The 20,535-nt window shown below is 73.5% G+C and carries 16 protein-coding genes; 2 read left to right on the forward strand and 14 right to left on the reverse strand.

The genetic code is table 11. The features are described from left to right. Positions 1-20: 20 nt before the first annotated feature. From ABD236_RS14295 to ABD236_RS14345, 11 genes are all read right to left on the reverse strand, one after another. Positions 21-1,625, reverse strand: coding sequence for an ABC transporter substrate-binding protein (locus ABD236_RS14295; RefSeq protein ID WP_344073993.1), 1,605 nt, complete (start codon positions 1,623-1,625; stop codon positions 21-23). A 108-nt stretch (positions 1,626-1,733) separates the two neighbouring features. Beyond that, positions 1,734-2,831, reverse strand: coding sequence for an acyl-CoA dehydrogenase family protein (locus tag ABD236_RS14300; protein ID WP_344073994.1), 1,098 nt, complete (start codon positions 2,829-2,831; stop codon positions 1,734-1,736). Beyond that, the gene (locus tag ABD236_RS14305; protein WP_344073995.1) at positions 2,828-4,021 is read right to left on the reverse strand and encodes an acyl-CoA dehydrogenase family protein; all 1,194 of its coding nucleotides are present in this window, start codon (positions 4,019-4,021) and stop codon (positions 2,828-2,830) included. Before ABD236_RS14305 ends, ABD236_RS14300 begins: the two co-directional genes overlap by 4 nt. Then, positions 4,018-4,986 (reverse strand): NADPH:quinone oxidoreductase family protein, encoded by a 969-nt coding sequence (locus tag ABD236_RS14310; RefSeq protein WP_344073996.1) that lies wholly within the window; start codon positions 4,984-4,986, stop codon positions 4,018-4,020. The genes ABD236_RS14305 and ABD236_RS14310 overlap by 4 nt, the downstream gene beginning before the upstream one ends. A gap of 121 nt (positions 4,987-5,107) precedes the next feature. After that, a complete protein-coding gene (locus tag ABD236_RS14315; RefSeq protein ID WP_344073997.1) occupies positions 5,108-5,698 on the reverse strand; it encodes a helix-turn-helix domain-containing protein in 591 nt (196 codons plus the stop codon). 60 nt (positions 5,699-5,758) lie between these two features. Further along, positions 5,759-7,027 carry a toll/interleukin-1 receptor domain-containing protein gene (locus tag ABD236_RS14320; RefSeq protein ID WP_344073999.1) on the reverse strand — a complete coding sequence of 423 codons (1,269 nt, stop codon included), beginning with the start codon at positions 7,025-7,027 and terminating at the stop codon, positions 5,759-5,761. Between the two features lie 5 nt (positions 7,028-7,032). After that, positions 7,033-9,936 carry a hypothetical protein gene (locus tag ABD236_RS14325; protein ID WP_344074000.1) on the reverse strand — a complete coding sequence of 968 codons (2,904 nt, stop codon included), beginning with the start codon at positions 9,934-9,936 and terminating at the stop codon, positions 7,033-7,035. Continuing rightward, positions 9,933-11,048 carry a serine/threonine-protein kinase gene (locus ABD236_RS14330; protein ID WP_344074001.1) on the reverse strand — a complete coding sequence of 372 codons (1,116 nt, stop codon included), beginning with the start codon at positions 11,046-11,048 and terminating at the stop codon, positions 9,933-9,935. Before ABD236_RS14330 ends, ABD236_RS14325 begins: the two co-directional genes overlap by 4 nt. Next, entirely contained in the window at positions 11,045-11,920 is an 876-nt protein-coding gene (locus ABD236_RS14335) for an AAA family ATPase (protein WP_344074002.1), read from the reverse strand. The genes ABD236_RS14330 and ABD236_RS14335 overlap by 4 nt, the downstream gene beginning before the upstream one ends. A 55-nt stretch (positions 11,921-11,975) precedes the next feature. Next, entirely contained in the window at positions 11,976-14,186 is a 2,211-nt protein-coding gene (locus tag ABD236_RS14340) for an NACHT domain-containing protein (RefSeq protein WP_344074003.1), read from the reverse strand. Further along, complete coding sequence (locus ABD236_RS14345) at positions 14,186-15,082, reverse strand: DUF4231 domain-containing protein (RefSeq protein ID WP_344074004.1); 897 nt, start codon at positions 15,080-15,082, stop codon at positions 14,186-14,188. The genes ABD236_RS14340 and ABD236_RS14345 overlap by 1 nt, the downstream gene beginning before the upstream one ends. 107 nt (positions 15,083-15,189) lie before the next feature. Between ABD236_RS14345 and ABD236_RS14350 the strand changes: the two genes are divergently transcribed. Next, on the forward strand, positions 15,190-16,101 hold the full coding sequence (locus ABD236_RS14350) for an SDR family oxidoreductase (RefSeq protein WP_344074005.1): 912 nt from the start codon (positions 15,190-15,192) through the stop codon (positions 16,099-16,101). Between the two features lie 9 nt (positions 16,102-16,110). On the opposite strand, the gene ABD236_RS14355 is transcribed toward ABD236_RS14350, so the two are convergent. From ABD236_RS14355 to ABD236_RS14365, 3 genes are all read right to left on the reverse strand, one after another. Continuing rightward, on the reverse strand, positions 16,111-16,947 hold the full coding sequence (locus ABD236_RS14355) for an enoyl-CoA hydratase/isomerase family protein (RefSeq protein ID WP_344074006.1): 837 nt from the start codon (positions 16,945-16,947) through the stop codon (positions 16,111-16,113). Positions 16,948-17,053: 106 nt separating this feature from the next. Further along, positions 17,054-17,794 (reverse strand): PIG-L deacetylase family protein, encoded by a 741-nt coding sequence (locus tag ABD236_RS14360; protein ID WP_344074007.1) that lies wholly within the window; start codon positions 17,792-17,794, stop codon positions 17,054-17,056. A 56-nt stretch (positions 17,795-17,850) separates the two neighbouring features. Then, positions 17,851-19,164, reverse strand: a complete 1,314-nt coding sequence (locus ABD236_RS14365; RefSeq protein WP_344074008.1) for an alpha/beta fold hydrolase — start codon at positions 19,162-19,164, stop codon at positions 17,851-17,853. A gap of 162 nt (positions 19,165-19,326) precedes the next feature. Between ABD236_RS14365 and ABD236_RS14370 the strand changes: the two genes are divergently transcribed. Continuing rightward, the gene (locus ABD236_RS14370; RefSeq protein WP_344074009.1) at positions 19,327-20,490 is read left to right on the forward strand and encodes an ABC transporter ATP-binding protein; all 1,164 of its coding nucleotides are present in this window, start codon (positions 19,327-19,329) and stop codon (positions 20,488-20,490) included. Positions 20,491-20,535 lie beyond the last annotated feature (45 nt).

Below are 20,535 nucleotides of genomic sequence, written 5' to 3' on the forward strand. Positions count from 1 at the left end.
CCCCCAGGGGAGGCGGCGGCTCACTTCTTCGGCGCCCAGGTCTCGACGTTCCACCAGGGGCCGGAGGCGAGTCCGTGGTCGTGCGGCTCGGTCTGGGTGGAGAGGCCCTCCCAGCGGTCGGAGACGACGTAGAGGTGGTCGATGTGAGTGAGGAAGGTGTAGCCGGGGTTCTTCACCAGCTCGCGCTGGATCGTGTCGTACGCGGCCTTGCGCACGGCCGTGTCACCGCTGCGGCGGCCTTCTTCGAGCGCCTTGTCGACGGCCGGGTCGGCGTACCACGCCATGTTGTTGAAGCCGTCGCCGCCGAGGGTGGACTTGAGCAGGTTGTACTGGTCGAAGTCGGGGTCGGCGGGCGAGCCGCCGCCCGCGAGGACCGCCTCGTCCTTCATCTTCGGCTCGATGACCTCCCAGGAGCCGGACTGGGTGGTGATGGCGATGCCCGCCTTCTTGGCGTCGGAGGCGTAGGCGAGGGCGTGGTCCTGGCGGAGCTTGTCGCCGGAGAGGTACCAGAGCGGGAAGGCGGCGCGGACGCCGTCCTTCTCGCGGATGCCGTCGGCGCCCGGCTTCCAGCCCGCCTCGTCGAGGATCTTCTTCGCGCCCGCCAGGTCGTGCCGCCGCTCGGTGCCCTTGGCGAACCAGGGGCTGCCGGTGGGGACCGGTCCGTAGGCGGGCTTGCCGGCGCCGTCGAGGATCTTGTCGACCATCGCCTCGCGGTCCACGGCGAGGTCGAGGGCGCGGCGCACGGCCGGGTCGCCGGTGACCTTGTTGCCGGTGGGCAGGGTCACGTTGCGGTAGTCGTAGGTCTTCGCCGTGTAGGTCTTCTTGTGCTTGTCCTTCTCGAAGCCCTGGGCGAGGTTGGGCGGCAGGATCGCGCCGTCGAGGTCGCCGGAGCGCAGCCGGGTGGCGCGCACGTCGTCGTCCTTGATGATCGCCATGGTGAACTTCTTCACCTTGGGCGCGCCGCCCCAGTACGAGGGGTTGGCCTCGAACGTGATCTTCTCGCTCTTGGACCACTTCACCAGCTTGTAGGGCCCGGTGCCCACGGGGGCGGTGGCGAAGCCGCCGGTGTTGACGTCCTGCCTGCCCGCGAGGTGCTCGGGCGCGATCGGCAGCACGGTGCGCTGCGCGAAGGGCGCGTAGGGGTACTTGAGCGTGAAGACCACCGTGTCCTCGCCCTCGGCGCGCACCTCCTTGACGGCGTCGAGCTCGCCCTTGGAGGGGTTGTTGGTCTTCGGGTCGAGGATCGTCGCGTAGGTGAAGACCACGTCCTTGGCGGAGAACGGCTTCCCGTCGCTGAACGTCACGCCCTTGCGGAGCTTGTACGTGTAGGTCAGCCGGTCGGCGCTGACCTCGGGCAGGGCGACGGCGAGCGCGGGCTTGAGCGCCATCTTCGCGTCGAGGGTCAGCAGCCCGTCGAAGATCTTGGAGTTGCCGTCCTTGCCGTAGCCGAGGAGCGGGCTGAGCGTCTCGGGCTCGTAGGCGATGCCGACGACCGCCGAGTCCTTGGCGCCGCTCTCCCCGCCGTCACCGGGGGTGGAGCAGGCGGCCGCGGTGAGGGCCAGTGCTCCGGCCAGCGCCGCGGCGCCCGCTCCTCGTATCGCCCTGCGGCCCGAACGGGCGACCATGCCCCACACCCCTTATTGAAGATCGACTGTTATTGCGAACTACTTGCAACAGCTCGCCATTTAAACAGCACGCAAAGGAGTGGTCAAAAACGGGACACTCGACGCGGACTATGCAGGTCCGGGCAGCCCCACCAGCTCCGCGACCGCCGCGCGGTGCTCGCCGGCCGAACCCAGCGCGTTCTGCGCCGACTTGGCCCGCTTGAGGTAGAGGTGCGCGGGGTGCTCCCAGGTCATCCCGAGGCCGCCGTGCAACTGGACGCACTCCTCGGCCGCGTGCACCGCGACCCGCGAGCAGTACGCCTGCGCGACCGCCACCGCCAGCGACGCGTCCGGGCTCCCGGTCGCCAGCGCGTCGGCGGCGTTGCGGGCGGCGGCCCGCGCGGAGACGACCTCCAGCCACAGCTGCGCCATCCGGTGCTTGAGCGCCTGGAAGGAGCCGACCGGCCGGTTGAACTGCTTGCGGTCCCGGGTGTACGCGACGGTCTCGGTCAGACACCACTCGGCGACGCCCAGTTGCTCCGAGGCGAGCAGCCCGGCTCCGGCGAGCAGTCCGCGCCGGACAGCGGCCCGCCCGTGGTCCGCGTCGGCCAGCAGCGTGCCGCGCGCGCCGTCGAGGACGACGTCGGCCAGGGGCCGGGTGAGGTCGAGCGGGGTGAGCGGAGCCAGGGCCGCCTCGGCCGCCTCGACGACGTAGAGGCCCTGCCCGGTCGGCACGAGCAGCACGTCGGCGGTGGCGGCGTCGGCCACGGTCCGCACGATCCCGTCGAGTCCGCCGCGCGGCCGCAGCGAGTCGGGCCCCTGCGAGAACGGCACGGCGAGCGCCGCCGTCCTGCGCCCGGACGCCAACTCCGCGACCAGCGCGGCGACTTCGGAGACCTCGGTGTCCAGTCCCAGCAGCGTCTCGGTGGCGATGACGGAGCTGGTGAGGTACGGGACGGGGGCGACGCTCCGGCCGATCTCCTCCAGGACCACGGCGGCCTCGCGGTGCCCCGCGCCCTGACCGCCCAGCTTCTCCGGCACCAGGAGTCCCGCGAGCCCCATCTCGGCGCCGAGCGCCTGCCACAGCCGGGGATCGTACGGGGTGTCGGACTCGGCGCGGGCGAGCGCGGCCGGGGTATCGGTGCGGTCCGCGAGCAGGGAGCGCACGGCGGCCCGGAGGTCCTCCTCGGCCTCCGAGTACAGCAGGTCGGGAGCGGTCTCGGTCATCGGGCCAGGTCCTTCCAGGCGATGTCCTTGTCGTTGCGCGGCTCGGCGGGCAGCCCGAGCACGCGCTCGGCGACGATGTTCAGGAGTACCTCGCTGGTGCCGCCCTCGATGGAGTTGCCCTTCGAGCGCAGATACCGGTATCCGGCGTCCCGGCCGGTGAAGTCGACGAGCTCGGGCCGGCGCATCGTCCAGTCGGAGTACAGCAGCCCCTCCTGGCCGAGCAGTTCGACTTCCAGGCCGCTGATCTCCTGGTTGAGCCGGGCGAACGCGAGCTTCATGCCCGAGCCCTCGGGGCCGGGCTGGCCCGCGACGAGCTGCTGGCGCAGCCGCTCGCCGGTGAGGCGGGCGACCTCGGCCTCCACCCAGAGGGTGAGCAGGCGCTGGTGCAGGTCGTGGGTGCGCAGTTCGGGGCGCTCGCGCCAGGTCTTCGCGACGGACCCGATCATGCCGCCCTCGCGGGGCAGCCGCATCCCACCGATGGAGACCCGCTCGTTCATCAGCGTGGTCTGGGCGACCTTCCAGCCCTCGCCGACCGCGCCGAGGCGGTGGGCGTCGGGGATGCGGACGTCGGTGAGGAAGACCTCGTTGAACTCGGCCTCGCCGGTGATCTGGCGCAGCGGACGCACCTCGACACCGGGGTCGCTCATGTCGCAGATGAAGTAGCTGATGCCCTGGTGCTTGGGCAGATCGGGGTCGGTGCGGGCGATCAGGATGGCCCAGCGGGCGAGATGCGCGCTGGAGGTCCACACCTTCTGCCCGTTGACGACCCAGGTGTCGCCCTCGCGTACGGCTCGGGTGCCCAGCGCGGCGAGGTCGGACCCGGCGCCCGGCTCGCTGAACAGCTGGCACCACACCTCCTCGCCGACCCACAGCGGCCGCAGGAACCGCCGCTTCTGCTCCTCGGTGCCGTACTTGAGCACGGTCGGCGCGGCCATCCCGAGTCCGATGCCGATCCGGCGCGGGTCGTTGTCGGGCGCGCCCGCCGCCGCGAGTTCCGCGTCGACGACCGGCTGGAGCGAGCGCGGCGCCCCCAGCCCGCCCAGGCCCACCGGGTAGTGCACCCAGGCGAGCCCCGCGTCGAAGCGGGCCTTGAGGAAGTCGAGCGCCTCGGTGGTGGCGGGCGGGTGCGCGGCGAGCAGCTCCTGGGTCAGCGCCCGCAGTTCGGCCGCGTCGGGCTGCCGCTCGCTCATCGCCCGGCTCCGTCCGGGAGCACGACGACACGGCCGGTGGTGGTGCCGTCGGCGACCCGCTGGACGGCGGCGGCCGCGTCCTTCATCGGCACGCGCTCACTGATCAGCGGCTTGACCGCGCCCTTGGCGGCGAGCTCGGTGAGCTGCTCGTGGCAGCGCAGGATGGAGGCGGGGTCCTTCTGCGCGTACAGGCCCCAGTGCAGACCGACGATGGAGTAGTTCTTCACCAGCGCGTGGTTGAGGGCGGGGGCGGGGATGCTGCCGCTGGCGAAGCCGACGACGAGGATGCGGCCCTCGAAGGCGACGCACTTGGCGGACTTGGCGTACGCGTCGCCGCCGACCGGGTCGTAGATCACGTCCGCGCCGCGTCCGCCGGTGGCGTCCTTGACGGCGGCCACGATGTCCTCGGTGCGCCGGTCGATGACCAGGTCGCAGCCCAACTGCCGGGCGATCTCCGCCTTGTCGGCCCCGCCGACCACACCGATGACCCTGGCCCCGGCCGCCTTGCCGAGCTGGACGGCCGCGCTGCCGACCCCTCCGGCGGCCGCGTGCACCAGCAGCGTCTCGCCCGCCTGGAGGTTGGCCCTGCGGTGCAGCCCGAACACACCGGTCTGGTAGCCGATGTGCAGGGCGGCGGCCTCGGCGTCGTCGAGCGCGTCGGGCGCGGGCAGCAGGGCGCGCTCGTCTGCGATCACATGGTCGGCGAGCCCACCGAACGGCAGCACGGGGTTGGCGATGACCCGCCGCCCGTCCTCGGTCTCCCCGCAGATCTCCACACCGGGCGTGAACGGCAGCGGCGGCTTGATCTGGTACTGGCCCCGGCACAGCAGCGCGTCCGGGAAGTTGATGTTCGCGGCGCGCACCTTCAGCAGCACCTGCCCCGGGCCCGGGGTGGGGCGCTCGACCTCTTCGAGCCGCATCACCTCGCCCGGCTCGCCGTTCTCGTGCACTCGCCATGCCTGCATTCGGGGCCTCCACGCGCTGTAGGCGGTACGGCTGCGTACCCTTGCGCTCGCATACTAAGCGGTCGCTTGCCGGTGAGGGAACAGCTGGCGCGTTCTCGACGGGTCACGACCCCGCGGTGGCTTACGCGCTCGCGCCCCGCGGCCGCGCCCGTACATGCATCCGCTCCCCTTGCGGCCCGAACAGGCTCAGGAACTCCACCGGCGCGTCCCCGGCGGGGCCGAACCAGTGCGGCAGCCGGGTGTCGAACTCGGCCGCCTCCCCCGCCCCCAGCACCACGTCGTTCCCGGCGAGCACCAGCCGCAGGCGCCCCGCCAGGACGTACAGCCACTCGTAGCCCTCGTGGACGCGCGGCTCGGGCGTGCCACCCGTCCCCCGGTCGACCACCTTGTACGCCTGGAGGCCGCCCGGCTGGCGGGTGAGCGGGACCATGGTCTTGCCGCCGCGCACGATCGGCTTGGCCCGCACCCGGGGGTCCCCGACGGGCGGGGCGCCCACCAGGTCGTCGAGCGGCACCTGATGGGCGCGGGCGATCGGCAGCAGCAGCTCCAGGCTGGGGCGGCGGTTCCCGGACTCCAGACGGGAGAGCGTGGAGACGGAGATCCCGGTCGCCGCCGACAGGTCCCCGAGCGTGGCCCCGCGCTCCTTGCGGATCCTGCGGAGCCGGGGGCCGACCTCGGTCAGTACGTCGTCGAGCGCGCGTTCGTCGTCCATCCGCCCATTGCAGAATCGGCAAAGCGGATTGTCAATCCGGCCTGCGGCTCCGCGCGTCCGCTACTGCCCGGCGGCGGCCAGCCTCCGGAACTCCCAGTGCGTGATCACCATGTCCTGCTCCTGCCCCGGGGTCAGCCCCGCGAGCCGTACGGACCCCTTCCGCCGCCGGGCGACGGCCGCCTGCTCGTGGGCGAAGACGAACAGCAGCCGGGGGAAGGCAAGGAGCAGACGGTCGAGCAGCTCGGTGTCCGGCGGCTGGTACAGCACGATGGTGAATGGCCCCGACTCTGCCTCGTGGCGCGCGAGCAGCCGCCGCAGGGTGTCGTCGTCGTGATCCATCCCGAACCCGATCGCGTCCAGCACACAGCCCCGCACCTCGGCGATCACGCCCTCCACGAAGTCCACCGCGTCGTGCCGGGGAGCGGGCTTGCCGACGAGCCACGAGTCCGGGGCCTCGCTCGCTCTGCGGACGTACATGTCCGCGGTCTCCTTGAGCGTCGACTCCAGCAGCGCCACCCGGTCGCCCGCCGCCTTCCCCATCAGCCGGAGCTGATCGGCGCCCTCCTTGGGCACCCGCGCGAACGGCACCACCAGATCGACGATCTCCTGCCGGTGGTCGCGGCTGCGCACCTTGGGCAGGAGGTGCTTGACCGCCCTGCGCATCGCGCAGCTGTCGCCGACGTGCTCGACCGGCCGCTCCACCAGCAGCCCCTGGGCCACCGCGTAGCGCGAGTGGCTGCGGGCGTAGGCGAAGGTGGCGACGCCCAGGATCTCCGCCGTGTGCTCGAGGGCCGCGTCCGAGAGGTCGGAGATGCGGTCCACCAGGAAGTCGGTGACCTCCGGATACGGCAGGGAGCCCTGGCGCTCGATCAGGGGCCGCAACGCCCTGGCGATCTTCGCCGGGGGCTTGCCGGGCCCGTACCGCTTCTGCCAGTCCGCCATGTCGAAGCGCCCGAGGTTCAGCTTCCCCAGCCACCGGCTGTCCGGAAGCTGGCGCCGACGCACTCCGGGCAGTGTCACGGGCAGCACCACGAAGGCATCGCCGGTCGCGGCCCGTTCGGCGTCGGCGACGATCGCCTCGACCATCACGTAGTACGAGTCGAGCGCGTGCGGCGACAGCAGGATGATCATGCCGTGGCACTTCTTGAGCTCGGTCAGCACCTTGCCGTACCAGACGTCGCCGCCGTTCAGGAAGCCGCTGTCCAGGACCGGTTCGCAGCCCAGGTCCTCCAGGTGTGCGCGGAGTGCGTGCAGGTAGTCACGGCAGTCGCACCCGGCCTCGGGGGTGCACTGCGAGCTGTGGCTGAGGAAGATGCGCGGAGGTGCCATGGCCGCTACTCCCCCGGGCCGAGCGGGCGCGGTATCGGCAGCAGTGCGTACCACCGGACGGCCCCGCCCTCGACGGACAGGCTCGCGGAACCGTCGTCGGAGCGCGGGACCACGGTCCCGTCGAGGAGGTCCACCAGCCGTGCCTCGCCCAGGCCGCGCAGGTCGCGCGGGTGGACGTGGGCAGACACCCGGACCGTCCCGAGGTTGGCGACGCACAGCACGGTCTCGTCGCCATGGCGCCGTACGAGGGTGAGCAAATCCGCCGGGAGGAGGTCCTGTTGATCGACGTCGCCCCGGGACAGGGCGAGGTGTTCCCTGCGCAGCTCCAGCATCGCCGCCACCTCCGGATCCTGGCTCAGCAGAAGCGACAGGGGAACGACGGGGCAGCCCGGCAGACAGAGCAGGATGCGCAGCGCCCAGGCCTGCTGTTCCGGTCCGAGGCCGTCGGACAGTACATGGCCCCACTGCGGTTCGGGCCGCGCCGTGGCCATGAGCGGCTGCGGGCCGCCCACGAGGGCGGTCTCGAGCCCAGCGCTGTACGAGACTCCCGTGCCGAAGCCCCCGAGCACATCCGGCACCACGACATGGCAGGCGGCGCCGTTCGGTTCGGTGCCGCCGAAGTCGGCGACCGCCGTGCTGGGCGGCTCGGTGGTCCGCATCCCGATCAGCACCCGGTCCTCGTAGCCCTCCAACAGGTGGCGCACCTCGGTGAGGACGTCCACCGGGAGCCCGTGGCCGTCGAGCAGGCGCAGCCCGTCGGCGTCGTAGTCCAGCCACTGGCGCATCGAGTCGAGGATCCAGCCGACCGGAACAGTGGCGTCCGCCCCCTGCGAGACCGCCAGATCCACGTCCACGATGACCCGTACCCCGTGGTGGTGGGCGGACATGAGCAGCGACACGAAGCCTCCGAAGTCGCCCAGGGAGTCCGGGATCTCGTCGTCGCGCGGGATTCCGGCCACGTCCCGCCGGACGAACGGGGTGATCGGTCCGATGGCCAGGCAGGTCACCCCGGCCGCCCGGATCGACGCCATCGTCTCCGCCAGGCCGACGAAGGTGACCGGGTCCCGGCCCGCGCGCACCTCCGCGATCACCTCGCCCCGCAGCCACGCGGGCACGTCCGCCGGGTCGGACAGCGCTTCGGTGTCCGGCGTGATGACGTACTGGCGGCCGTCGTCCATGGTGAGTTCGACCGGTCCGCCCGTGCCGGACACGGCCCATTCACCGTCAGGGAGGGCGAAGACGCGGTCGGCGCAGAAGCCGAGGCGCAGTTCACGGGGGACGGACGATCCGCTCGCGCGTTCCCAGAGCATCAGCCTGGAGTCACCTCCTACGGCCGCGATCCGTTGGCCGTCCGTGCTCACGGCCAGGGAAGTGACCTGCCAGGGCGTGGTGCCGTAATCCGTCGATGTCGTGCCCGTGTCGCCGCTGAACCGCTCGTAGACCTTGCCGCTCGCATGCGCCCAGACGAGGAACGCCCCGTCGGGCGATCCGGCGACAGCCACGACGTTGGAGTCCAAGGACCATTCCTCCAGGCCGGGGCCGTACGTCCACAGCTCGCCCGATTCCTTGACGAGCACCATCCACTCCTCGTCGGCGGACAGCCACAGCGCCCTTACCGGGCGGTCCTCGTGCAGCCCGATATCGAGTACTACCCGACGTCTGGGCAGCAGGAGCCCGCCGTCCTCGAAGCTCAGCCGGACGAGACCCGCCCCACGGTCCGCCGGGAACCGCACGAGGCGAGCAGGGCCGTGCAGTTGCCTTTGCCCGGAGGCCACCTCGTACGTGATCGCCCCACCCTCCTCGGTCCAGGCCAGCGCCGCTCCCTCCGTCGACAGGCTGAGGGACCCGCGCGCGGTGGCGCCCCCGGGGACCCGGCCCCTCTCCCCGCCGTCGTCGCCGTGCAGCACGATCGTCCCGTCCCCCAGCAGTACGGCGTACCGCACCCCCTCCGCCACCGCGCCCGAGGCGACCGCCACCTCCTGCGCGCCCCCGGCGTGCGCGATGCCCAGCAAGGGCTCGCCGCTCGCCGACAGCCGCTGCACCACGGCGAAGGGCAGATGCACGCTCTGACCTTCCGCCAGCTCCAGCAGCACCGGCGCCGACCGGGGTGCCAGCACACTCGCCGCCTCGACCCGTGCCGTACGCACCCCTGGGACCGTCACCGTGCGGGCCCCGTCGACCGGCGGGCGGCTGAGCACCACGCCGTCGGAGCGGGCCAGCACCCCGACGGGCAGGTCCCGCTGCACCAGGGCGCGGGCCGAGGCCGTCGTGCCGGGCGGGCGCGCGAAGGCGTCCTGCGGCGGCGCCAGGCCCAGGCGTTCGCAGGACGCCACCTGGATCCGCCAGGCGTCGTCGTACCGCCGCACCCCGCTGGGCAGGCGCGGCACATAGTGCAGGGCCCAGCGCCCGGTCTCGTCGCCCGCGTGACCGGTGGCCGTCACCGCGCGCAGGACACGGCGCAGCTGTTCGCCGATGTGCTCGGGCGTGGAGGTGGCCGGGAACAGATCCGCCCACAGCAGGTCCTCGAACCAGCGGGCGACCGGCTGCGCGCCCAGATGCGCCTCGACCGTCATGTCCCGTACGTCCTGCACGAACTGGCGGGGACGGCGGGCCAGTCGGCGGCGCAGGACGCTGGCCGCGGCCGGGTCGAGGAGCAGGGAGTGCTCGCTGGCCGCCTCCACCAGCGGGGAGAACCACAGCTCGGCCTCCAGGCCGGCCGCCGAGCGCGGCAGGAAGCGCAGCCGGGCCCGCCGCAGCAGTGGCCGCTCGACGCCTGCCGCGAGCGAGAGGCACTCGGCGAGCCGGACGAGATGGGGGCGGCTGTGCGCGAGCTGCGGGATGTACTCCTCCATGGCGCGTTCGGCCTGGGAGCGAAGCTGTGCCGCGGGCGCCTCGACGGGGCTCGTCATGGGCACTCCGCTGGGCCGCGCACCCGCGCCGCCGCCTCGCGCGCGTGGCGTAGCGAGACCCGCCGGTCCAGGGGCACGAACGCCACCTTCTTGCGCAGCGCGGCCGGATAGTCGGTGCTCTCGTACGGAGTGAGACAGACGACGGGGCAGCCGGAGTGGGTCACGGCCTGGACGAAGTCCCGCCACTCCTGCGCGCTCGCGACGCCCGGGCCGGCGAACGGCGGGCGCATCCGGCCGAGGTCGGAGAAGAGGATCACCGGTGTGCCGGGGGGCGGCGGCCGGTACGGGTCGAGGGTGAGCGGGTCCTGGCGCACCACTCCGCGTCCCGGCGCGCCCCGGAACCTCAGCACCTCGACCCGGTCGCGTCCGGCGACGCTGCCCACCAGTTCGCGCAGCCACACGCCGTCCTCGCGGAAGGGCGCCATGCCCGGGCCGTGGTCGAGCAGGAGCTGCGCGCCTCGCCGGGTGCTGAAGCGGCGCCGGCGCGGTACTGCGCGCAGCGCCTGGCGGCCCGCGACGCCGCGCAGCAGCGCCCGCTGGTCGACCTCCCGGCTCGCCACGGGGGTGGCCACCACCGCGAACATGATGCCCCGGGCCCAGTCCGCCTTCCAGGGCGGCTCGTGGGAGAGCGGTACGGCGGTGGTGCTGCGCTCCGGGAGCTCGGTACCGTCAGCCGCGCCGAGGGCACCGTCCGCCGCGCCCGTCCGCCGCGCGGGTCCGCCGATCGCGGTGAGCGAGAAGTCCACCGGCCGTTCGGTCAGCAGGACCGCCCGCTCCTCGCCACGCGGTTGGAGCCCCTCCGGTTGCGGCCCGGAGGGCTCCGGCGGGGTCGCGCGTGCCGCGCCCTCGGCCGTGACGGCCCGCGGCGCCGAGCCGGGTGAGCTGCGCGGGGGCCCGCCGGACACCGCCCCCTGCCGTACCGCCCGCGCGGCGCCGCTCGCCGTGCCGCGACCGGTGGCCCGGGCCGGATGGCTCGGCGCCAGTGCGGTGGGGGCGCGGCGGCCCTGCCCCAGCAGCGCGGCCATGGCGGCGGCGGTCTCCAGGTCCGCGGGCCTCAACTCGGCCATGGCCCGCACCAGATCGCCGAGGAAGAGCTCGCCGCGCCCGCTCACGCGGTCGGCTCCGCCGTGTCGCGCCGCTTGCGCAGGGTCACCGCCTCCAGAACGGCCCACTCCGGCGTGCCCGGCACCACGCCGAGCTGCTGGCTGGCCTTGAGCGCGTCCAGGTACTCGGCGGTGCTGGGCCCGGCCCCCGGCTCCTCCAGTCCTTTGCGGACGTCCAGGATGTGGAGGGCGACCTTCTCCGCGAGCTCCGGATCGTAGCGCTCCCCGAGATGGGAGCCCGCGACCTTCAGCAGATGGGGCTTGGAGGGGGAGCCGAGCTCGAAGACGATGCAGCGGCGCAGGAAGGGGCGGGGCAGCTCCCGCTCGTCGTTGGTCGTGATCACCACGAACGGCGCACGCTCCGGCGGTACGGAGACCGAGCGCTCGTCGTCCCACGGCACCGGGAACGACAGCGAACCGAGCGGGCCCAGCAGGCTGTTGGGCAGGTCCGGATCCGCCTTGTCGATCTCGTCGATGAGGACGACCGACCGCTCCCCTTCGGCGGCCTCGAAGGCCCGCCACAGCGGGCCCTTGGTGTAGTAGTACCCCTTGTCGTCGACGAGCTGCTGCGCCTGCGCGTCGTTGAGCCGCTTCAGCGCGTCGAACCGCCACAGCAGGTCCTCCGGCTCGGTACGGGCCGTGACGACGTGCGCGTGGTAATCCCAGCCCTTGATCCTGGCCACGTTGGGGGCGAGGGTGGACTTGCCGGAGCCGGGCGGGCCGAACAGCAGCAACGGCCGGCCGGTCTTGAGGGCGACGTTGACCGCGAGGACGACCCGGTCGTCGTCGAAGACGTACACCTCGTCGTCGGCGGCATAGCGCCCCGGGGCCACGGCCGGGCCGCTGCCCCTGGGGTCGAACTCCTTGTCGTACCGCAGCACGCGGCCCTCCCTCGACGGTGCGTCCGGAAGTCATTCTGCACGCCCGCGCGCCGCCTCACCCGAGGACGCCGGAACGCGGTACGAGCTGCACGCCCGGGAGGCCCGCGCGCAGCGCCTCCAGGTCGAACTCCCCTTCGGGCAATGGGAATCCGAGCACGCGTAGCCGCTCCGCGCGCGCGAGTGCCGCCATCGCGGCGAGCCCGGGGTTGGGCGCCACGTCCAGGAACACCACCCCGGTGCGCGCGAGCGCCGTCAGGTCGCGCAGGGCCGGGCACGCGGTGATCCGTACCGTACGCAAGCGGCGCAGCCCGACGAGGCAGTCGAGGTCCTCCAGGGCCGGGCTGTCCGCGATGACCAGGGTGCGCAGCAGCGGCAGCCGGGACAGGGCGGCGTTCGGGGACCTGGCACCGCGCCAGACCACGTGGTGGACGCTGTGGGCGAGGCGGTCCAGGCCGCTGGGCAGCTCGCTCCCGGAGATCTCCAAGGACCCGGGCCCGGCCCCCGCTCGGCGCGCCATGGTGGACCACGACTCGACCCGGACGGACTCCGGGGCCGGGCGGGCGGGCGCCGGGAGCACCCGGGCGGCGCGTTCCCTGCGGGCCGCGACGAAACGGCGGACCAGCTCGTGGGCGGCGGCGCCCCCGATCCGCTGCGCGGTGCGCACCACCATCTTCGCCTCCGGGCCGTCGGGCTCCAGGTTCTCCGGGCCGGGCATCAACTCCAGCGCCAGTTCGCCCACTTCGGCGAGCGCGTCCGACTCGGCGGGCGTCCGGGGCGGAATCATCCGGGCCACCCGGAACTCGATCCGTTCGCGCAGGGAAGGATCGACCTCGGCGGTGTACCCGAGCGCCGCCCCGGCCAGCAGATGGAGCCGTACGCGGTGGTCGGCGTCCCGTTCCGCGCGGTCCAGCAGGCCCTCGAGCAGCTCCCCGGCTTCGCGCCGCCGGGCGTGGCCGCACGCCAGGAGGACGACGTCCTGCCAGGCCGGTTCATGGGCCCGGGCCACCAGGAGACCGAAGTCGCCCTGCTCGACGGCGGCTTTCGCCGCGAGATGGGACTGGAAGGTCCGGTGCTGGAAGGAGAGGTAGCCAGGAGCGGGCAGTTGGAGCAGGCCGCTGCGTTCCAGCAGGTGGACCAGGAGCGCGTCGGGCGTCCACCGCTCGGCGGCGGCGGGAAGCGCCGGCAGCAGCCCGGCGAACAGCGCCACCGCCCGGTCCCGCTCGGCCTCGGTGCGGCCGTTGGTGTGCATCCAGTAGGCCAGCCGCTGCAACAGCGCGGTCTTTTCCTCCCGCCCGAGCTCGGCCGCCGCTCCGGGCACCGGGATCTCCCGCTCGACGTCGCGCCGTGACAGCATCATGTCGAGCACCACGTCGTAGAGCTGCAACCGGCTGTGGGGCAGCAGGCCGCGCCGCTGCTCGTGGACGAAGCACAGCAGCGAGCACAGCAGCGGGCTGCTCGCCAGTTCCCGCAGGTCCGGCCGTTCGACGACGGCGGCAAGCAGCGCGTCCCGCCTCTCCTCGAAGAGCCGCTCCGCCCGCCCTTCGGTGCCCGCCGCAGCGACGGCGTACCAGCGGGTGATGAGCTCACGGGCTTCCTCGGGGCCCAGCGGACCCAGGTCCAACGGTGTGAACTCCCAGGCGTCCAGCCACGATTCGGGCACGGCCTGGACCCGTGACGTCACCACGTACGAACAGTCCGGATACGCGGTGAGCAGCTCGCCCAGCCAGGAGTGGATCCTGCCCCGTTCGGCTTCGTCCACCTCGTCGACGCCGTCGACGAGTACGAGGGCCCGGCCGGACGCCAGCACGCGCTCGGCCCAGCCCACCGGCTGTTCGCCAGCGATCGGCACCCCCGTGGCGGCGAGGAACTCGGACGGTCGGGGCAGGACGTCGCCCCGGCCGAGGCTCCTCACCGGCAGGACGAAGGGGAGGTGGTCGTGGAGATGGTCGCCGCCTTCCAGCTGGCCCCGCGCGGCCGAGACGGCCACGTGCCACAGCAGCGTCGTCTTCCCGGAGCCCGCCGCTCCGCGCAGGAGCGTCCGCCGGTTCCCGGCCAGCGCGGTGCCCACGCTGACCGGCATGGAATCCCCGGCGGCGGAGAACGCCCGCAGATCCATGACCAGGTCGCGCAGCGGCCAGCCGCCCTTCGGCTGCGCCGAGGGCACACCGATGCCGAGGACCTCGACCCGGTCGTACCGACGGGCCACGAACTCCAGATACCGTCTCTCGAACGCCTCGTCCGGCACCGGCTCGGATGCACTGTTCATCAGCCCACCGTCCAGCGGATCATCCACGCCTCGTTCTGGATCGAGATGACGTGCTCGCACTCGGCGACGAACGCCTCGGCCGCCTCGGGAGTCTCCACCGACCCGGGCGCGTGCCGCCAGCGGTGGAGCAGCCGCTCCAGCTCCTCGGCGGTGCGCATGAATTCGAGCTGCTGGTACGCGTACCGCTGGGCGATGGCGTGGGCGGTCAGCGCGACCGACACCGACGCCACCACCGGCACCCACGCGGCGAGTCCGCCGGCCGAGAACACCCCGGCGGCCGCCGCCAGCAGGGCGGCCAGCGCGCCGAGGGCCAGCTCCACCCGGCCCGCCAGGGCGACCTTGCCGCGCATCCACTCGGCCTTGGGCCGGTAGTACGTCTCGATCTGGCGCCGCAGCCGGTGCTCGACGTAGGAGTCGAGGTCGGTGACCGGCGGCAGCGGTCTCGCCGACGCGGTGATCCCGGCGGTGTACCGGACCAGGTCGCCGCCGTCCGCGCGGTAGGCACGCCCGCGCTCGGCCAGCAGCCGCCCCGCGCCCTCCGGCTCGCGGTAGGGCCCGACCCGCGCCAGGCAGGTGTACACCTCGGCCTTCAGCGCCTCCGACACCGCCCGCACCCGGATCCAGTCGCTGAGCCGGGCCGCCCCGCCGCGCTGGGCGAACAGCGGCGCCGCCCCGGCGGCCAGGGCCGCGGCGAAGGCGAGCGCCTTGCCGGCGACCTCGCTGTGGCCCATGGCCTGGGCGGCCCCGGTGCCGAACACCGCGGCGAGGAGCGTGAGCAGCAGCGCTCTGCTCCGCGCCCCCTCCACGGCCTTCTTCAGCCGGTCCGCGCTGCGCGACCACACGTTCTGCTGGTCCCAGACGGCCGCGATCTCCGATGCGTCCTCAGTCAGTGCCACAGAGGGATTTTGACGTCAACTCGGCTGCCCCGCACAGGGAAGGCCGCAACCCGGCGACCTCTGCGCGGCCCTGGAGTGTTGAGGGAGTTGCCGGTAGGGATGCGGCCATGACGGACGACACCGCGCCCCCCGCCCCGCTCCCCGGGCTGCCCGCCCCTCCCCCACCCGGCGCCCACGCGCTGCCGCCGGGGACGTACGACGGGACCGCCGTCCTGGTGACCGGCGGCGGCTCCGGTCTGGGCAAGGCGATGGCCGCCGAATTCGCCCGCCTGGGGGCCGACTTGGTGATCGTGGGGCGCGGGAAGGAGCGGCTGGAGGCGGCCCGGGAGGAGCTGGTGGGGCTGGGCGGCCGCGTGGTCGTCGCGGTGTGCGACGTCCGCGAGCCGGAGGCGGTGGGTGCGGCCTTCGACCGGGCGGTACGGGAGGTCGGGCTGCCCGGCGTGCTGGTCAACAGTGCCGCCGCCAACTTCCCCTGCCCGGCCGAGGACTTGTCGCCCAACGCCTGGCGGGCCGTCGTCGACATCACGCTGACCGGCACCTGGTTCACGACCCGCGAGTTCGGCCGCCGCCACCTCGCGGCCGGGACGCCCGGATCGGTGATCAACGTGGGAGCCTCGTACGCGTGGACAGGCGGGCCCGGCTTCGCGCCTTCGGCGGCGGCGAAGGCTGGAGTGCGCAATCTGGTGGAGACGCTGGCGGTGGAGTGGGGCCCGTACGGCATCCAGGTCAACGGGCTGGTACCGGGCCTCTTCCCGCATCCCGACATGCCGCAGGCCATCCGGTCGGGCCTCGACGAGGCGGCGGCGCGCGGCGAACTCGACGCCCGCCAGCCCGCGTCACGGGTCGGCGTGCCCCGTGAGCTCGGCTGGGCGGCCACCTTCCTGGCCTCCCCGTACGCCCGTTTCATCAGCGGCCACACCCTGGTGGTCGACGGCGCCAACTGGCAGCGCCGCACGGTGGTCGCCGCGCCGGTGACGCCCGTACGGGAGCAGCTGGGGCGGGGGCCGTTCCAGGGTTAGGAGCCTGCCTCACGCGCCGTCGAACGTCGGCGGGCGCCGGGCCGCCTTGGCCGTGTAGCCCTCGCGGGCGTCCTCGGAGGTGAGGGTGAGCGCGGCGGCCAGCGCCGTACGGTCGAGTGCCTCGGCCAGCCCGGCGTCGGCGAACGCGTCGATGTTCCGCTTGACCGCCCGCACGGCGAGCGGGGCATTGGCCGCGATCTCGTCGGCCAGCTCCCGCGCCCGCTCCTCCAACTCGTCCACGGACACCACCTGTTGGACCAGCCCCAGGCGCTCGGCGGTGGGCGCGTCGATCCGGCGGCCGGTGAGCGCCAGGAGCTTGGCCCAGCCCGCGCCCGCGTCCCGGGCGATCCGCAGATCGCCGCCGGCGTCCACGGCGACGCCGATCCCCGTCTCGGGGAGCGCGAAGACCGCGTCGCGCGCGGCGATCCTGATGTCGGCCATCAGGGCGAGCTCGAAGCCGAACCCGAGGCAGTAGCCCTGGACGGCGGCGACCACGGGCTGCGGGAGCCGGGCGAACGCGGCGAAGCGCTCGTGGGCCCAGCGGATGCCCTCGTAGTAGCGGTGGGTGCGCTCGGCCGGGGAGCGGCCGGTGAGGGCGCCGCCGGGGGCGGTGACGTCGATCCCGGCGCAGAAGGCCCGGCCCTCGGCGCGCAGCAGGACGCTTCGGATCGCGTCGTCGAAGCGGATCCGGTCGGCGAGGAGGCCGAGCTGGCGGCTGGACTCCCAGCTCCAGCCGTTCAGCTTCTCGGGGCGGCAGAGGGTGAGCACGCCGAGGCCGTGCGCGGTGACCTCCAGGCGCATCCGTTCCTCGCCGTCGCGCACCTCCCGGTCGAGGGTGTCGATCACCGCTGGCCCCATCTCCACGACGACGGAACTGACCTGACGGTACGTCAGAATACCGGCGGCCGGGCCCGAGCGGGAAGCCGTCCCGCTCGGCCCCTCGGCTCCTCCCCTACCGGGGGAACAGCTCGAACGGCACCGCCGGGCGGCCGCCGAAGCGGGCCGCGGCGCGTTCGGCGTTGGCGGTCAGGAAGGTGCGGCAGTACAGCTCGGGCTCCTCGTCCGTGAGGCCCTCGATGTAACTGCGGTGCTCCATCAGCGAGTCCACCGACCGTTCCAGCCCGGCGCTGGCGTCGACCGCGTGGGTCGGCGAGTCGGAGCCCGCCACGGCCACCCACCGCACCCCGTTCCAGGGCTCCAGGCCCTGCTCGACGAGCTCGGGGAAGATCCAGCGGTTGCCGGCGTCCCCGGCGGCGTCGAGCGTGGCCCGGCCGACGGCCCGGTGGTCGGGGGTGTTCCAGACGACGCCGCCCCAGGTGTCCCGGTGGTTGAGCGTGATGACCAGTTCGGGGCGGTGGCGGCGGATGGCGGCCGCGATGTCCCGGCGCAGCCCGGTCCCGTACTCGATCACCCCGTCCCGGTGGTCGAGGAACTCCACCGCCGAGACGCCCACGACGGCCGCGCTCGCGCGCTGCTCCTGCTCGCGCAGCGGCCCGCACTTGGCGGGCTCGATGCCGTCGATGCCCGCCTCGCCCCGGCTGGCGAGCAGATACGTGACCTCGCGGCCCGCGTCGGTCCATCCGGCGATCGCGGCGGCGCACCCGTACTCCAGGTCGTCCGGGTGGGCGACGACGGCGAGGGCGCGCTGCCAGTCGTCGGGCATCTCTTCCAACTGCTCCAACTGCTCTGTCATGGCCGCAGCTTACGAGGCCGGACGGGTGGGGCGGCGCCACGTATCGCCGGTCGCGGTCATGCCTCGCCCCGTACGAGGGCGAGGAGGCGGTCCAGGACGCGCTCGCCGCCCGCCCGCACGCCGTCGTGCTCGTACTCGTCGGTGACCCAGGTGCGCAGTCCGCGTACCGCGCGGGCGGTGGCCAGCGAGTGCGCGGTGTCGACGTACATGTCGTCGTGGTAGACGGCGGCCGCCACCGGCACCTCGTTGGCGGCGAGCGCGGCCGGGTCGTACAGCGGCGTCCAGTCGGTGCGGGCGGCCAGCAGGTCGGCGGTCTCGCGCAGCCGGCGCAGCGCCGGGTCGGTCTCGAAGTGCCAGGGGTGCACGGATTCGCCGGTGAACAGGACGGGGCCGTCCCCGGCGAGCGCCTTCTCGGCGGAGAACTGGGGGAACTCGCCGCGCACCCGGTCGGCGGACCAGGCGGTGGGGCGGGCGTCCTGGGCGTAGATCGCCTCGTGCAGCACGGCGTAGAGGGGGTGACCGGCGTAGGAGAGGGCCGCGTGCACACCCTCCTGGAAGGCGTCCGAGAGCGCGGGGCCGCCCGCCGTGCGGACGAAGGCGTCTTCGATGAGGTAGTGCAGCTGGTGGGCGCCGTCGCCACCGCCGAGGAGCAGGCCGAGGGACTGGAAGGCCGCCGGGGTCAGCACGTAACCGCTGGTCAGGACCGTGCGTTCGGAGGCGAGGCGCTCGGTGACACGGCGCACCCGCTCGACGTCCTGCGGATAGCGGTCGTAGTACGCGGCGTTCTTGCGCTCGATGCGCGGGAAGGCGGCGCGGTAGACGTCGTCCGCGTGCGCGTCGAGGGAGGGCAGTCCGCCCGTGATCAGGACGGCGTCGAGGCCCTCGGGCGCGGTGCAGAGGTAGTGGGTGGCGCAGAAGCCGCCGAAGCTCTGGCCCAGGACGGTCCAGGGCGCGCCGCCGGTGAGCTCGCGGCGGACCAGCTCGCAGTCCTTGACGATGGAGTCGGCGCGGAAGTGGGCGAGGTAGTCGGCCTGTTCGCGGGGGCCGCCGCGCATCGGGAGGGTCTGGCGGTTGGCGGGGGTGGACAGGCCGGTGCCGCGCTGGTCGAGCAGGAGCACCCGGAAGTCGCGCAGGGCGCGCCCGAGCCAGGCCTGCTGTCCGACGAACCGCCGGGCGCCGAAGCCGGGCCCGCCCTCCAGATAGAGCAGCCAGGGCAGTCGCTCCCGCTCGGCCGCGCGTCCCGCGGCGACGACCTCGCGCGCGTAGAGCTCGATCCGCTCGCCGTCGGGGCGGGCGTGGTCGAGCGGCACGGCGAACCGGTGGTCGAAGAGGACGGTTCCGGGCTGGCGGTAGGCGGGCGCGGTGGTCAAGGGTGAGGGCTCCTGATCTCGGGCGTACGGCCGGTCCGGCCCAGTGGATCACACGGGACCGGCGGTGCACGCCCGCGCCCGCCACCTTCCGGCCGTCCGGGAGCGCACTCCGCCGGCGGCTGTCCGTGTGCGTACGGGCGGCGGGCCTCCTAGCGTGGGTCCATGATCAGGTTCGAGCGGGTCAGCAAGGTGTATCCGGACGGCACCAGCGCCGTCGACGGCCTCTCCTTCGAGGTGGACGAGGGAGAACTCGTCACCCTGGTCGGCCCCTCGGGCTGCGGCAAGACCACCACGATGATGATGGTGAACCGGCTGATCGAGCCGACGTCCGGCCGGATCCTGGTGGACGGTGAGGACATCGCCTCGCTCGACCCGGTGAAACTGCGCCGCCGGATCGGCTATGTCATCCAGCAGGTGGGCCTGTTCCCGCACCGCACGGTCCTGGACAACACGGCCACCGTTCCGGCCCTCGTCGGCTGGAAGAGGGCGAAGGCGCGGGCACGGGCCGCCGAACTCCTGGACCTGGTGGGCCTGGACCCGAAGACGTTCGGCTCCCGATATCCCGCCCAGCTCTCCGGCGGCCAGCGCCAGCGCGTCGGGGTCGCGCGGGCGCTGGCGGCGGATCCGCCGGTGCTGCTGATGGACGAGCCGTTCGGGGCGGTGGACCCGGTGGTGCGCGAACGGCTCCAGAACGAGTTCCTGAGCCTCCAGGCGACCGTGCGCAAGACCGTGCTGCTGGTCACGCACGACATCGAGGAGGCAGTGCGGATGGGCGACCGGATGGCGGTGTACGGGGAGGGCCGCATCGAGCAGTTCGACACCCCGGCGGCGGTCCTGGGCGCCCCGGCGACCCCGTACGTGGCCCAGTTCGTGGGCGCGGACCGGGGCCTGAAGCGGCTGTCGGTCACCACGGTGGAGGAGGCCGACCTGGAGCAGCCGCCCCTCGCCCGCCTCGACGAGCCCGCCGACCTGGCCGCCGCGCGGCTGCGCGAGACGGGCGCGCGCTGGGCGGTCGTCCTCAACGCATCGGGCGAGCTGCACGGTTGGGTCTCCACGGACGAGCTGTCGCTGGCCGGGACCCCGGCGAGGGTGGCTGACCTGGCCCGGCGCATGGACGCCTGGGTGCCGGTGGGGGCGCCGCTGAAGCAGGCGTTCAGCGAGATGCTCCAGTACGACGCTGGCTGGGTGGCGGTCCTGGACGGCTCCCACTTCGCGGGCGTCCTGACCCCGGCGAAGCTCCACGAGGCGCTGCGCAGGTCGGTGGACGCGGACGCGCAGGGCGTGGGGCGGGACGAGGTGGACTTCGACTCGGTGGCGGACGCGTAGCCGCGACTTCGGCGGCGGGAATGGTCGGGCACGCCCTGGGGCCAG

The organism is Streptomyces crystallinus (genome assembly GCF_039521265.1).
In the GTDB taxonomy this organism is placed as follows: Bacteria; Actinomycetota; Actinomycetes; order Streptomycetales; family Streptomycetaceae; genus Streptomyces; species Streptomyces crystallinus.